The sequence below is a fragment of the Claveliimonas bilis genome, assembly GCF_020892095.1.
Classification (GTDB): domain Bacteria; phylum Bacillota; class Clostridia; order Lachnospirales; family Lachnospiraceae; genus Claveliimonas; species Claveliimonas bilis.
This window is the reverse complement of the sequence record NZ_AP024845.1, coordinates 2,060,911-2,074,676: the sequence shown is the minus strand read 5'-3', so window position 1 is coordinate 2,074,676 and position 13,766 is coordinate 2,060,911. Positions and strand designations below refer to the sequence as shown.

Sequence of the window (13,766 nt, the reverse complement as noted above, 5' to 3'; positions counted from 1 at the left end):
TTTCTTATTGTCATTCTGTCTGTCCCATGTTTCTTTCCCAAAAATCAACTGCATTGTTAATCCAGCCTTCAGCCACCGTTCCTTCTCCCAGTCCGAAGCCATGTTGGAGACCATCGAACACTTCAATCTCAGTATCTGTCCCGTTGTTTTTTATCCGTCTGATGTAGTTTTCCACAGATCGATAGGAAGCAATCCCATCATTGGTCCCCACACATGCATAGGTGGGAGGTTCATTACCTGTGACTTCCGACAGTCCGGTGTACTGCATGATCACTGACGCCGGTGCTGGATAGTCATCTTCTCCAAATGCCGCTGTTCCATATGAGCCAAGCCATGCCGCCATACGTGCTCCGGCCGAGCCGCCCCATAAAGAGTAGTCTGTCATATCAATCTGCAGTTCCTCTGCATTTTCATGAAGAAAGGCAATGGCTCTCGCCAGATCTTCGCATGCAGTATCTGCACCGGGACGATAGATCAGCGCAAAGGCATTATAGCCTTTTTCGGACAGTTCCATAGCCTGGGGAAAACTGTCATGCATAGCAGCTACATAAACAAAGCCGCCGCCTGCATTGAGAACAGCTGTTTTCGCCCCTGGTTCTCCCCGGAAGAAAAAAAGCCCTGTATTCTCTTTTTCCGGATCCTCCGCCTTTTCTTCCTCTGTATAAATATCGTAGAAAATCTGCTCTCCCGATGCCGCCTGATCCTTCAGGTAATTTACAATCTCCACTGTACGGTTCGGATTTACATTATGATACCATACCAGGATTTCTCCAACATCCTGCAGTGTGAGATTATCATCAATCGTCCGGTCTACCGGGAAAATCAGTCTTCCATAGTCTTCAAACACAGGATCGTTTATCACATCTGTTACTTTTGTCTCCAAAGTATAGTATCCTCCGCCTCCTGAAGGCTGTCCTTCGGTCTGAAGATTTTCTTCTTCCTGCCTGCCGCATCCTGAAAGGACCAGGACACAGATGAAAATAAAGAAACAAATAACCGGCAGGATTCCTTTTTCCTTCACATTCAATAGCAGCTCCATCTGAAGTTTCTCCTTATTGCGGATACATTCGCTGGTTTTACTTCTGCTCGTCAACAGGAGGAACCATAGATACATACTGTTTCAGCAGTTCCGGCGTACTGGTATAGTATCTCTTGTTCTGATCCAAAGTGCGGATATCTGCCATCTCTTCTTCTGTCAGAGCAAAATCAAATAAATCAAAATTATCGCGGATATGATCCGGATTCTTGGAACCTGGAATTACAATATTGCCGTCCTGAATATGCCAGCGCAGAATGATCTGGGCCGGACTCTTTTTGTACTTTTCTCCCAGTTTTGCAAATACCGGTTCCTGCAGAAGTGCGGCATCTCCATGTCCCAGAGGATACCATGCCTGGATCACAATATCAGATTTTTCAAGAAATTCTTTCAGCTTTTTCTCCTGATCGTAGGGATGTACTTCTGTCTGAAGAACCGCCGGCTTCACCTCACACATATCCAGGATTTCCTGAATCTGCTCTTCGTTAAAGTTGGAAAGACCAATCGCCTTTACTTTTCCTTCTTTATACGCCTTTTCCATCAAGCGGTATCCTGCTGTATAGTTTCCTGCCGGCTGATGGATTAAAAGCAGGTCAATATAATCTGTATCTAATCTCTCCAGCGTCTTCTCTACGGCGTCCTCCTGCTCATAAAAGGACGGCCACAGTTTTGTCTCCAGGAAGATCTCTCCCCGGTCAACACCGGATTTCTTTATGGCACGTCCTACTGCCTTTTCATTTACATAAGCGTTGGCGGTATCAATCAGACGGTATCCGTCTTTCAGCGCATGTTCAACGGCGCTTTCTGCTTCATCCGGTGTCAGCAGAAATGTACCGATTCCTGTCATTGGCATTTTCACTCCATTATTTAATACTGCATATTCCATGATAATTCCTCCTTATATCGCTTACTTCTTTACAATTTCAGTATAGCCCTTCTTTTTACATACCAGAAGTTCCATTTCGTTAAACAGTATATACCTTTTAGTTTCGATATCTTACTCTACTTTTGACCCGCCGAATACTCCGGACATTGGCAGGATGTCAAGCATCCGGTCAATCTCTTTTACTTCCTCTTTTGTGAGTTCCACATCCGCTGATCTTCCGTTCTCGATCAGCCTGTCATATTTCCTGGTTCCGGGAATCGGTACGATCCACGGCTTCTTTGCCAGCATCCACGCCAGAGAAATCTGCGCCGGTGTTGCATTTTTATTATCTGCCATTTCCTCCAGGTATCGGATCAGTTTTTCATTTTTATCAAATGCGCGGGCAGTAAACTGCGGCATTGCGCTCCGGTAATCTGTCTGTGCATCAAACTTTGAATTTTTATTATATTTTGCAGACAGAAGGCCGTTTGCCAGCGGAGAGAAAGCCACAAATCCGATATTCAGTTCCTCCAGCACCGGAAACAATTTCTCATAGTCCCGATACATCATAGAATAACGATTCTGTACTGCTGTCACCGGGCAGACTGCATGGGCGCGTCTTAACGTATCTTCATCTGCCTCGGAAATCCCCCAATGAGTAATCTTACCCGCCTCAATCAACTCTTTCATGGCTCCTGCAGTCTCCTCGATGGGAACCTTGCGGTCTATCCGATGAATATAATATAGATCCAAATGGTCTGTCTGGAGGCGCTTCAAAGACCCTTCCAGAGATGTCCGGATCGTCTCCGGTCTTCCGTCCGGAATCAACGGTTTATTCACTTCTTTTGACTCCTCGTCAAAACGGATCCCGCACTTGGAGGCCAGAACGACCCGGTTACGGCAAGATTTCAGGGCTTCTCCAAGAAGTTCTTCATTATCATGGGGATTTTCAGCCGTTCCGTAAACCTCTGCTGTATCAAAAAATGTATACCCTTCTTCTACTGCCTTTAAAAGCAGATCTGTCATTTCTTTTTTGTCCGCCGCCGGACCGTAAGCATGGCTCATCCCCATACAGCCAAGACCAATGGCCGATACTTCCAAATCTTTTCCTAAAATACGTGTTTTCATATTTTGTTTCCTCCTTTATATATGATGACCAATTAATATTGGATCATTTTTCCTGTCTCCATTTATCTGTCTGTTTAAAAACACTCCAGAAATATTTTCAGGATTTCATCCGGCATAATTCTTCGGTAGCTTCCAGGAGAATAATGGCAGGAATCCGCAATCTCCTTCAGCTCTTTTTGGTCTTCTATTCCAAGTTCTCTTAAAGTCGTGGGAAGTCCTGTCACTTTGATGAAAGATTCAAGTGCATCGATCCCGTCTTTTGCCAGCTCCGCATCTGTTTTCCCTTGTTCCCGGATTTTCCACACATTCCTGGCAAATCTTGAAAATTTTTCAACACCGTTTCTGTATATATGCCGGTAATAGACCGGATGCAGCACTGCCATCGCCTGTCCGTGGCTGCAGTCCGTATAAGCGCCGATCTGATGAGCCATCAGATGACAGGCAAAATCACACTGTTTTCCTAGTTTAATAAGACGGTTTTCAGATAGGGAAGACTCCCACAGAAGATTGCTCCTGGCCCCATAGTCTTGGGGATCCTTCAGTATCATCCTGATATTTCTTATAATACTTTGCATAAGTGTTTCCGAAATCTCATCGGATACATTCCGTTCATCCGGAGCGCTGAAATATGTTTCCATGACATGGGACAAACTGTCAAAAGCTCCGGATATCATTTGTTCTTTCGGCACGGTAAATGTATAGGTAGGATCCATCAGTGCAAACCGGGGATTACATGCCGGATAATCATATCCTGTCTTTCGCCTTTTTTCTTCATTGGTGATAATGGCTGCTCCATTGCATTCGCTTCCGGTTCCCGCCGCTGTGACAACCACTCCCACAGGAATGGGTTCAAAATGAATGACCCCTTTTCTTTCCCAGTAATTCTCCCACGGATCTCCCTTACAATATGCCACAAGGGCAACCGCCTTACAGCAATCCATAACAGAGCCGCCGCCAATTCCAAGAATGATCTGGGCTCCGCTGCTTCTTGCCAGTCTGGCTCCCTCCATCACTTTTCTATAAGTGGGATTTGGCATGATACCGGAAAATTCCACTACGTTTTTTCCGGATTTTATCAGAATCCCCAGAATCTCGTCGTAGATGCCGTTTTTTTTAACGGATCCCATTCCATAAGCCAGCATCACAGTATCGTAATCTTTTATCAGGCTGACAAGAAATTCTTTTACACATCCCGGTCCAAAATAAACTTTTGTCCTGTTTTCATAGATGAAGTTATTCATGCTCTGAAAAACCTCCCTGCATCCACTTTTTGAATAAATTGTAAAAAAGAAAACCTACTGCCAGATCCAGCACAATCCGTTGTAAAAATATTCCATTGCATACTCTCCGCTGTGAGTGCCTCCTTCCTGCTCTTCGTAACTCATTGATTCATAAGTATCGTACTCCAGCTCCACAAGTGTGCCCGGACGCTCTGACTCTCCGATGCTCTCATCTGTTCCGTCCCGTCCGCAGCCTGTTGTTATCGCTATGACCGTCAGAAATATTGGAAACAGTCTGGATTTTTTCACCATTTTTTACCTCCTATGTATCCGATCTAAACACAGTATAATTGAAAAAAATGAACCGGAGAAGCCATGTATTGGTTGCGGAATATATACCTTAAAGTTTTGACTCTCCTATATAGGACAAAGAATTCCGCTTCGCGCGAGTGCGCATCCTGCGGAGCATTTTATTTAAGGGGAACAAAGTTTCCCCTTAAATAAAAAAGACTGCAGGTTTTCCCTGCAGCCTTTCCGGTCTGTTCACATTATTCAATATTTTCATCATCCAGCCTGTGAAAATCCCGATTCTGTCCAAATACATGGATCAGAGGCAGTACTTTAATAAAACACTCAAAATTCCCTTCTTTTATAAATTCCCGAAGCTGCACATATTCCCGGGAGTTGCACACACAGCTCATTTGTATCTTCGGCTCTTTTGAGTAGCCGCCCATAGCGTCATGATAAATCGTCACACTCTTATGAATCTTGTGAATAATAAAATCTTCAATCTTTTCCATATTTTTCCCGATCATCTGCACATCATACAGTTTGGGGCCCAGATTGAATACAACATAATTCATACTGTTCACATAAATGAGCTGTCCCGCAAATGCATAAGCCAGCTGATCCAGGCTGAATGCCAGAGTCATAATAAGGAGGATCAAAACTTCCTCAAAATAGTAAATCTTCTTCAGCTCTGTTGACTTCCAGATTGTCTTTTTCAATATTTTAGCCACCGTATCATCTCCGCCATAGGAAAATCCGATACGATACGGGATTCCCACTCCAATTCCATAAAGGACAGCGAACGCGGCCAGTGCGATCAGCTTTTCCTCAAAAATAATCTGTATATCAATAAAACTTAACACCCACAATACCATTGGATACAGGATAGACAGGATAACAATATTGGACACATCTCTCTTCCCCAGAGTCATCCATGTAACAATCAAAATAAGGATCGTAATGGCATAGTAAATAAGCGCATAATTAATTCCCGTAAATTTTTCTACAGTCATAGATATACCAGTAATACCGGGCGTAGCCAGTCCGTTGGGAATCATGATCCAGTTGGTTGCAATACTACAGCATAAACAGCCAATAACCAAAAGAAATCCTTTAAAAACCGGTGATTTTTTCATGGTGCTTTCCGCAGGATCTCACATCCTGCTTTCCTCCTCATACAGTTCCTTTTCGTATCCGCTGATACTTCTAACTCCTAGTATAACGAATCAATCTCCGGTCTGCAATATGGCAATTATTTTTTTCTTTCCGCATAGCGGCAGATGACCGCCGGCATTGCCGCGCATAAAATCAGAAGACCTCCCAACACAACCGCTGCCTGGGCTACAGGCCATTGGAATACAAAATAGTCCAGCCTGGACTCCATATAGAAGGACAGCAGCAAAAGTCCCGGTATGCCAGGAACAGCAAGCAAAACCAGCGTCAGAATGAAATAAGCAACTCCTTCATTTACCAACATTCTTCTTTGCTGCCGTTTCGTCATTCCCAGACTTTCCAGAACAGCAAATTCCTTTTGCCTTGTCAGGATTCCTACCGCCATAACATTAAAATAATTCATTATCCCTGCAAGAAGCAAAATTGCTCCAAGCGCTCCGAGAAGCAGCCGGCTGCCATTCACATAGCCTTCCGCCTCCTTTTGCAGTATCTGTTTGCTGATCTGGAAAAGTCCCGTTTCCTGTTTCTCCTCTCTTATCTGGTTTTCTCTGGATAAAATCTGCTGTACTTCCTTTTCTGCCGCTGCCTCTTCCCCTTCCTGTACATTCATTTCCACGGAAAAGGTCTTCTTTTCTGTCTGAAGTTTCTCAAATCCTTTCTCGCTAATTGCAAAGTACAGAAGTCTCGGTCCATGCCATGTCTGTTTCAATTCCGGAAAACCTTCAAGTGTTGTGTCCATATAGCCGCACAGTGTCATTTCTGCCGACTCCTTTTCTCTTTCCTCTTTTGTCTGAAGAGAGGTAAACCAGACCGGCTCTCCCACTGCTTCTTCCGCCTGCTTCTGCTTTTCCTTAGACAGAATATGATCCTGCAGGAGAAGTACGCCAAAGCCCTCCTCCAAAGCTTCCATATCCAGTTTCAGCGACTGTTCTTCCGCAAATGCCTTGAGTTGTTCTATTTCTTTGCCTGTCAGAATTTGAATGGTACATCCACCTGTCTCTATAATCATCTGCTCTGTCTTCGCCTCATCCGGATCATCCACAAGCGGGCGAATGCCTGTTTGAGTAAAACAGACGTACATATAGGCGCCTTCCGTCAGATGCACATTCTCCGGTTTATGATCTGTCACTTTCAGAAGCTGGTTCTTTACTTCTTCAGAGACAGGAGAAAATTCATCATAAGCATTTTCCGATAAAAGTCCGGTCATGCTTCCCTCTGTCAGGAAAGGATCCTCTCCCGGATCTCTTCCAAGATACTCTTTTCCCCACCCCTCTGCTTCTGCCCAGGGGGCAAATCTTCCGGCAATCACAAAATCCGGCATATTATCAAACACGTTGCCGTAATCTGTTCCTTCAGTGATCACCACTGCCCCCATCGTCGTCTCAAGTCCAAGAAACAGTGAAAGAACCGTCCATATCAGCCTGCCGCGGGTCCGAAAAAGATTCTGCCACGCCATACGGCGGATTTCCCGGCGTTCCTTCCATGTATTTTTCTCCGTCTTTTTCTCTGCGTTTTTCTTTCTTCTTTTTTCCGACCTTTCCCCTTTTTTTCTGCCTGTATAGTGCATAGCCTCCAGACAGGACATCTCCACTGCCCGAAATACTACTGCCCCTGCTGCCGCTGCTGTTACAATTCCAACAAAAAGAATCACTCCTGCCAGAAGCAAAATAGAAAATACGGAAAGACCTCTGCTTCCCCCATACTGTGACAGATACTGCCTGCCCAGGACACGGGGCAGCCATGTAGACAAAAATATCCAGGAACTTCCGGCTCCAACTGCTGTCCCCCCTAAAAACACAATCCCTATCTGTCGAAAATAAAAACTTCGAAGCTGTTTTTTTGTTGCTCCAAGTGTATGCAAAAGACCAATCTGCCTGATATCTCCGGTCATGGAAATCCAAAGTACATTAAAAATCAGAAAATAAACTGCAGCCAGAACAAGAAACGCCCCTAACACAGCCATTTCATATCCTCCCAGAAAACGGTTCAGTGCTTCATAAGCGTAGGTATTTCCTCCGGTAAATGTCTGTGCGTCGTCTGTCATCTTCACATCCTCGTACAGTTTTTCCTCTGCAGTATGTCCGTCTATCCGGTCATCCTGGCAGATCAGAATATCACTTTCTTCATCCAGGTTTCCGCCCCATGTTCTCAGTTTCTTTTCTGAAACATACCCCTGCGCCGGGTGGGAGGCGGGATTGGTGTAATCCCGATACCACCCGCTTAAGAGGAAGGTTGCCTCTCTCTGCTCAAAAAGGCCGATCTTCACAGTAAGAGAAATCTTCATCCCTGATCTTGGTTCTGTAATTCCCATCTGTTCCAGGACCCTTATCGGAAGCATTATCTCATTTTCTTCTTCCGGGTAATGTCCCTGGATATCCGTGTATGCAGGTTTCATCATCTCTTCCCATGCAATCTGGTCCAGTACCGCAATCCCACATACCGATTCTGTTCCGTTGTAAGCATATCCGACTGTCTCCATTCGGCCTGCTTTTTCTATATATCCAAGTTCTTTTATTTTTACATACTGCTCTTTGGTGCCATCTTCCAAAATTGTAGCAGCCGCCGTTCCATCCCGACGAACCGCCCGGAGATACTCTGCCTGCATTTTCCCTTTTGCCGTACCAAATACCATGGTAAGTGTAAGGATTCCCAAAGCCACCGCCAAAAACAGTATCATATTCCTTCCACGGCTCCCGGCCGCATTTCTCGCCGCAAGAATCCGTATCACAGAAGGATTTTTTTCTGAAACATGTCCTCTTTGCGCCATCAGAATCTTTCCTCCCATCTTTTCTCTTCGTCAGAATCCGCTGCAAGCCTTCCGTCAGACATACAAATGATCCGATCGGCCATCTGAGCCACCTCCTCCTGATGAGTGACTACAATAACGGTCTGATGAAAACGTGCAGCACATGTTCTAAGAAGTCCCATTACTTCCATCCCGGTCTCTGAATCCAGGCTTCCTGTAGGCTCATCCGCAAGGATAACCGCAGGCTTGGCAAGCAGAGCCCTGGCAATAGCCGCTCTTTGCTGCTGGCCGCCTGATAATGTCTCCGGCATTTGATGCAGCTTTTCTTTTATCTTCAGAATTTTCAGCATTTCCTCCAGAAATGCTTCATCCAGCTTTCCCCCGTCCAGGCGTATCGGAAGCGTAATATTCTCATACACATCCAGCATGGGAACCAGGTTATACTGCTGAAAGATAAATCCGATATTTCGTCTCCGAAAGACAGTCCTTTCCTCTGCCGTCATATCCTTTAAGCTTATGTTTCGTATCCATACTCCTCCTTCTGTAGGCTCATCCAATGCCCCAAGAAGATTCAGAAGTGTAGTTTTTCCGCTTCCCGATGTTCCTACAACCGCAAGAAATTCGCCCTCCTCTACAGAAAGATCAATACCGTCCAGGGCATGTACCTCATAGTCTTCTGTAACAAAATATTTTTTCAGTCCAACTGCCTTTACAATTTTCATCTTTTCTTCCTCCGGTAATTTCCCAGTATATGCTGGTATATTTGCCATAAAAAGAGAATACTATATAAATCTTACAATCCTGTGACAAAAAAGGGACAGGCCGCTTTTTGTCCTGTCCGCTTTTTCGTTCTCGCATTTCTTCCTTTGTCTGCACAGCATCTATTCTTCTGTGGGAAAGAAAATCTCCATCAGCAGTCCTCTTGTTTGTCTCTTTACCCGGATAAAGCCTCCCTGCGCCAGGATGATCTGTCTGGCAAGATAAAGGCCCACCCCAAATCCTTCCTGCACACGGACTTTCTTTCCCCTGTAAAATCTCTGGAATATTCTGTTCTCCTCCCCGGCTTCAATGCCAATTCCGTAATCTCTCACGGAAATTTTAAGAAACATTTCATTTTGCAACGCGCTTACTTCCACATGTCCGCCTTGACCGCTGTACTTTACTGCATTATCCAGCACATTGAAAAAGGCCTCGCCAAGCCAGTTTGGATCGTGCCTAAGTTCCAGATCGGATGGAATCGATACCTGGAAGTCCAGTTTTTTTTCTTCTGCCTGTGCCTGTATCTGTCCCAGGGCATTCAGCAGAGTTCTTCTAATATCTTTCGATTCCTTTCTTATCTGTATCATGTCATGTTCCAATCGTGACATTTTGATGAAACTTTCTGTGAGAAACCGGATTTTCTCTTTAGCTCCCTCTGCCGACTGGATATACTGATATGCCTCTTCATTTCTTCCTTTTGTTTCCCCTTTTGCAAGTTCCAGATAGCTTTGGATATTTGCCAGGGGAGTCCGAAGCTGATGGGCAATTTCCGTAATAAGTTTCTGAAGTTTTTCCCGGCTTTTTTCTGCCTCTTCCTGACGCCCTTTCGCCATCCTGCATATCCGAATCAGCCGGTCTTCTATCTTCGCATAGATTGTCTCTTCCCCGGCTGTTCTGTTGGTAACTTCTTTTTCTTCCAGCACAAGTTCCGTGAGCTCAAGCAATGTTTCCATTTCCCGTCTTCTTTGCTTTCTCTCTATCCAAATAGAGATCGTTCCTCCAGCTGCAATACCTGCTGCAGCTGCCGTCACAAGCCAAATCCACATTTTCTTCCTCCCGCCATTGTACTTTTTTCTCATTCTCCAAACCGGTAGCCCAGACCAAATACGTTTTTGATCAGAGCTTTCTGCACTTTTTGATCTCCTATTTTTCTGCGAAGCCTTCCAATCGTGACACTGACTGTATTTTCCTCTACAAATTGTCCGTCAATCCCCCATACGCTCTCAAGAATCATTTCTCTTGTCAGAACCTGCCCCTGATTTTTGGCAAAAAATTCGAGCAGATTATATTCCCTGGCTGTCAGCATGATTTCTTCTCCGCCCCGGAAGACTCTTCTTTTCTCCGGCCAGACTTCCAGATCATCAAAAATGAATACTTTGTCTTTATCTGTCCTTCTAAGAACAGCCTCTATCCGTTTCAGCAGAACTTTCATCTGAAACGGTTTTACTACATAGTCATCTGCCCCGGCGTCAAAGGCTTCCAGCATTTCTCTTTCCTCATCCCTGGCTGTCAGAAAGATAGCCGGAAGTTCTTTTATTCCGTTTCTTAATATTTCTTCGTATAACCGGATTCCGTTTCCATCCGGCAAGGTCACATCTATCAGCAGCAAGTCTAAATTTTCGCCGTTGTTCAGCATTTGTACAGCTTCTTTGCAATCATAAGCACAAGATGCTGCAAACCCGCCTTTTTGGAGTGCGATTTTCAGAGCCTGATTCAGCATTTTGTCATCCTCTATAATCCCGATCCGTGCCATCGTTTTCCCTTTCTTTCCATTGTTTTTCAAGATAGCGTTGGTGTACAAGAAGTCAATACGCTCCCTTGTACACCAATGCTACATACCTATGTAATCATATCACATTGTACCCGCCATGTAAAAATTCCATTATTTTGTTATAATCTTCTGTAACGAATGAATATGCTCATGCGTCTAATAAGCAAAGAGGGGAGGGATGCCAAAATGAACGCTGACTTTGAAGAGCTTTATGAACGCTTTTTTCATGATGTATATTTATTTATACTTGCTGCAAGCGGAGATCCTTACATTGCTGAAGAAATCACACAGGAAACGTTTTTCAGAGCTCTGAAAGAAATCCGGCATTTTAAGGGAAATTGCTCCGTGAAATCCTGGCTCTGTCAGATTGCCAAAAATTTATACATCAGCCAGAAGCGAAAAAAGCCTGCCCTTTCCACCGAGGATATCCCTGTAACGGACATATCTACAGAACAAAGCGCGGAAGATCTTTGTATACAAAATCAACAGGCTCTTTCCCTTTACAAAATCCTTCATTATCTGGATGAACCCTATAAGGAAGTCTTTACACTGCGCACGTTGGGTGATCTTTCCTTCAGGGAGATTGGCGAGATTTTCGGAAAACAGGAAAACTGGGCAAGAGTAACCTATTACCGGGCCCGTATGAAGATCCAGAAAAAAATTCAAGAATAATTTTTAAGGAGCGTGAGTTTATGAAAATATCCTGTAATATCATTCGTGATCTTCTCCCGCTTTACCTGGACCAGGTATGCAGCGAAGAAAGCAAAGATATGATAGAAAACCATCTGACTGAATGCGAAAACTGCCGGGAATACTACGATCAAATGTCTGCCGATGTTCCCGACATCAATATTGATCCGGAAGAATCTGCAGACCCTTTAGATGATAAAGCCATGATAAGAAAATTAAGCCGCCGTATTACATCCCGGCAGTTTATGATCACCGGTATTACTTTGATCGTTGTTTTTATCATTGGCTGTTTCCTCAATTCTCCCGACTTTTCCTCTGCCTCTTCTCCATTCATTGACAAAGCGAAGGAAACCGTACTAGAGACCATACCGGTTCTTGACTCAAGAATTTCCACGGATAAAATTACTCCCGGCGATGCCTACCGTCTGGAAGACGGTTCTATCTACTGTTCCTTTACTGTCAATTCTTCTTTTTCTTCTTTCTCGGAATGCTATGTGACGGATCAGGATGGAGAACAGAAACTTCATACAAACTATTTTACAGACTTCAACGCCCTGGCTTTCCAAAAATCTATAGATGATCGCATCAATGAACTTTTTCATATCAACAGCAGCGATGAGGCGACAACATTCTATATGGTTGTACCTGAAAAATCCGGAACCTGGCCCGATGATGTCAAAAATCCTTCTGAAGGCAGGCTTGTCATTCAGGATACCAGCGGCGTATATTGCGTAGGAAAAGGCGGGGAGATTCTCGCTCTGTGGGAAAAAGGTCAGCCTCTTTCACAAGCTCCCCAAGAGATTGAAAAACTAGTCGCCGACGAACGTGCCATGATGGAAGAAGATTATGCACAAATGGAGGAAAATCCAGAAGAGACCGACGCTGACGAAGATGAGAGCACAGTAGAATGGTCAAAAGACTTTAGAAAAAATTTCTGGGGGACTATTTGGGATTCGGAAGAATAGTGCAACAAAGGAGACAGTTGGCAAAACTCCTGTCTCCTCTTTTATCCTATTGAAAAAGTTCCTTTCTCAAAAGCTCCAGCTCATCTTTGTAAATGCAGTTTTTCAAAGTCCCTCTTTCTACCGCTTCCCTGCATTTTTCAAAATCCATCCACATTACTTCTTCTACCTCTTCTTCCTGAAGACTCAGGTTTCTTTCATCTACTTGTTTTTCGTAGAGATAGACAGCGCTAAGCTCATTATCCCGAAAGGGCTTTCCGTAAAATTCATCTTCAAAAGCACTGTACCTCATGCCCGCAAACCGAAGATCGCTTCCTTTTGCATCTATTCCTAATTCTTCTTTTAGTTCCCGCAAAGCTGCCGGGAGATAATCATCTCCTGCTTCCACATGCCCCGCTGATGAAACATCATAACATCCCGGGTTGGAGTCCTTACAGGCACTTCTTTTTTGCAGGAGCAGATCATACCCGCTCTGTTCATTCTTCCGTATGATCCACACGTGAGCAGTAGGATGCAGGCTCCCTTCCAGATGAGCTACTCCTCTTTCTGTAACAATTCCGCTTTTCGATCCATCCTCGTTTAAAATATCAAAAAGCTCCATCGCTCTTCCATCCAATGCTGCCATAAGAAGTGTATCCGTTTCGTCGTACACAAGTTTTAAGGAGAAAAAGGGGTGGTCCTCGTTCATCAGGCGAAAGAAGATCTTATCTCCCTCCCAGATATTCAGATCAAAGACCTTTTCCTTCTCCACCCACTCCAGTTCTCCTTCATCGCAGGGGTGTGGCTCTCCCTCAAATCCGTCGGCGGTATAAAGTGACATGTATTCTGTAACAGAATCCCCATATACAAAGGTGACAATTCCCCTGTATTTCCAGGAGGTCAGTGTGTACCCTGTCTCCTCCCACACTTCCCGCATCAGACATTCCTCCGGGCTTTCACTGTCTTCAAAGTGACCGCCCACTCCGATCCATTTATCCTTATTGACATCATTCTTTTTCACTGTCCGATGGAGCATCAGATATTTTCCGTCTTTTTCAATATAACATAATGTGCTTAATCTTATCATATTCCTTCTCCTTCGTATCCCTGTGTACTTTTATACTACTATATAAATTTTATGATATCTTA

At 44.4% G+C, this 13,766-nt stretch carries 13 protein-coding genes; 2 read left to right on the top strand and 11 right to left on the bottom strand.

Going from position 1 to position 13,766, the window contains the following annotated elements; genetic code table 11:
- Nucleotides 1-10: 10 nt before the first annotated feature.
- The 10 genes from EUBC25_RS10170 to EUBC25_RS10125 all read right to left on the bottom strand — a co-directional run bounded on the left by EUBC25_RS10170 (nucleotide 11) and on the right by EUBC25_RS10125 (nucleotide 10,968).
- Nucleotides 11-1,039 (bottom strand): alpha/beta hydrolase, encoded by a 1,029-nt coding sequence (locus tag EUBC25_RS10170; RefSeq protein ID WP_230105373.1) that lies wholly within the window; start codon nucleotides 1,037-1,039, stop codon nucleotides 11-13.
- A gap of 37 nt (nucleotides 1,040-1,076) precedes the next feature.
- The gene (locus EUBC25_RS10165) at nucleotides 1,077-1,922 is read right to left on the bottom strand and encodes an aldo/keto reductase (protein ID WP_230105372.1); all 846 of its coding nucleotides are present in this window, start codon (nucleotides 1,920-1,922) and stop codon (nucleotides 1,077-1,079) included.
- Nucleotides 1,923-2,033: 111 nt separating this feature from the next.
- Nucleotides 2,034-3,029, bottom strand: a complete 996-nt coding sequence (locus tag EUBC25_RS10160) for an aldo/keto reductase (protein ID WP_230105371.1) — start codon at nucleotides 3,027-3,029, stop codon at nucleotides 2,034-2,036.
- Nucleotides 3,030-3,103: 74 nt separating this feature from the next.
- Nucleotides 3,104-4,270, bottom strand: coding sequence for an iron-containing alcohol dehydrogenase (locus EUBC25_RS10155; protein ID WP_230105370.1), 1,167 nt, complete (start codon nucleotides 4,268-4,270; stop codon nucleotides 3,104-3,106).
- A 54-nt stretch (nucleotides 4,271-4,324) separates the two neighbouring features.
- The gene (locus EUBC25_RS10150; RefSeq protein WP_230105369.1) at nucleotides 4,325-4,561 is read right to left on the bottom strand and encodes a hypothetical protein; all 237 of its coding nucleotides are present in this window, start codon (nucleotides 4,559-4,561) and stop codon (nucleotides 4,325-4,327) included.
- 236 nt (nucleotides 4,562-4,797) lie between these two features.
- Nucleotides 4,798-5,673 carry a YitT family protein gene (locus EUBC25_RS10145; RefSeq protein ID WP_230105368.1) on the bottom strand — a complete coding sequence of 292 codons (876 nt, stop codon included), beginning with the start codon at nucleotides 5,671-5,673 and terminating at the stop codon, nucleotides 4,798-4,800.
- A gap of 116 nt (nucleotides 5,674-5,789) precedes the next feature.
- The gene (locus EUBC25_RS10140) at nucleotides 5,790-8,495 is read right to left on the bottom strand and encodes an ABC transporter permease (protein ID WP_230105367.1); all 2,706 of its coding nucleotides are present in this window, start codon (nucleotides 8,493-8,495) and stop codon (nucleotides 5,790-5,792) included.
- Nucleotides 8,477-9,178 carry an ABC transporter ATP-binding protein gene (locus tag EUBC25_RS10135; protein WP_230105366.1) on the bottom strand — a complete coding sequence of 234 codons (702 nt, stop codon included), beginning with the start codon at nucleotides 9,176-9,178 and terminating at the stop codon, nucleotides 8,477-8,479. The genes EUBC25_RS10140 and EUBC25_RS10135 overlap by 19 nt, the downstream gene beginning before the upstream one ends.
- A gap of 159 nt (nucleotides 9,179-9,337) precedes the next feature.
- Entirely contained in the window at nucleotides 9,338-10,261 is a 924-nt protein-coding gene (locus EUBC25_RS10130; RefSeq protein ID WP_230105365.1) for a sensor histidine kinase, read from the bottom strand.
- Nucleotides 10,262-10,290: 29 nt separating this feature from the next.
- On the bottom strand, nucleotides 10,291-10,968 hold the full coding sequence (locus EUBC25_RS10125) for a response regulator transcription factor (protein WP_230105364.1): 678 nt from the start codon (nucleotides 10,966-10,968) through the stop codon (nucleotides 10,291-10,293).
- A gap of 204 nt (nucleotides 10,969-11,172) precedes the next feature.
- Here EUBC25_RS10125 and EUBC25_RS10120 point away from each other — a divergent pair, with 204 nt between their 5' ends.
- Entirely contained in the window at nucleotides 11,173-11,658 is a 486-nt protein-coding gene (locus tag EUBC25_RS10120; RefSeq protein WP_230105363.1) for an RNA polymerase sigma factor, read from the top strand.
- 20 nt (nucleotides 11,659-11,678) lie between these two features.
- Complete coding sequence (locus EUBC25_RS10115; RefSeq protein ID WP_230105362.1) at nucleotides 11,679-12,641, top strand: zf-HC2 domain-containing protein; 963 nt, start codon at nucleotides 11,679-11,681, stop codon at nucleotides 12,639-12,641.
- 46 nt (nucleotides 12,642-12,687) lie between these two features.
- Here EUBC25_RS10115 and EUBC25_RS10110 read toward each other — a convergent pair whose 3' ends face one another.
- Nucleotides 12,688-13,704, bottom strand: coding sequence for an NUDIX domain-containing protein (locus EUBC25_RS10110; protein WP_230105361.1), 1,017 nt, complete (start codon nucleotides 13,702-13,704; stop codon nucleotides 12,688-12,690).
- Between the last annotated feature and the right edge of the window lie 62 nt (nucleotides 13,705-13,766).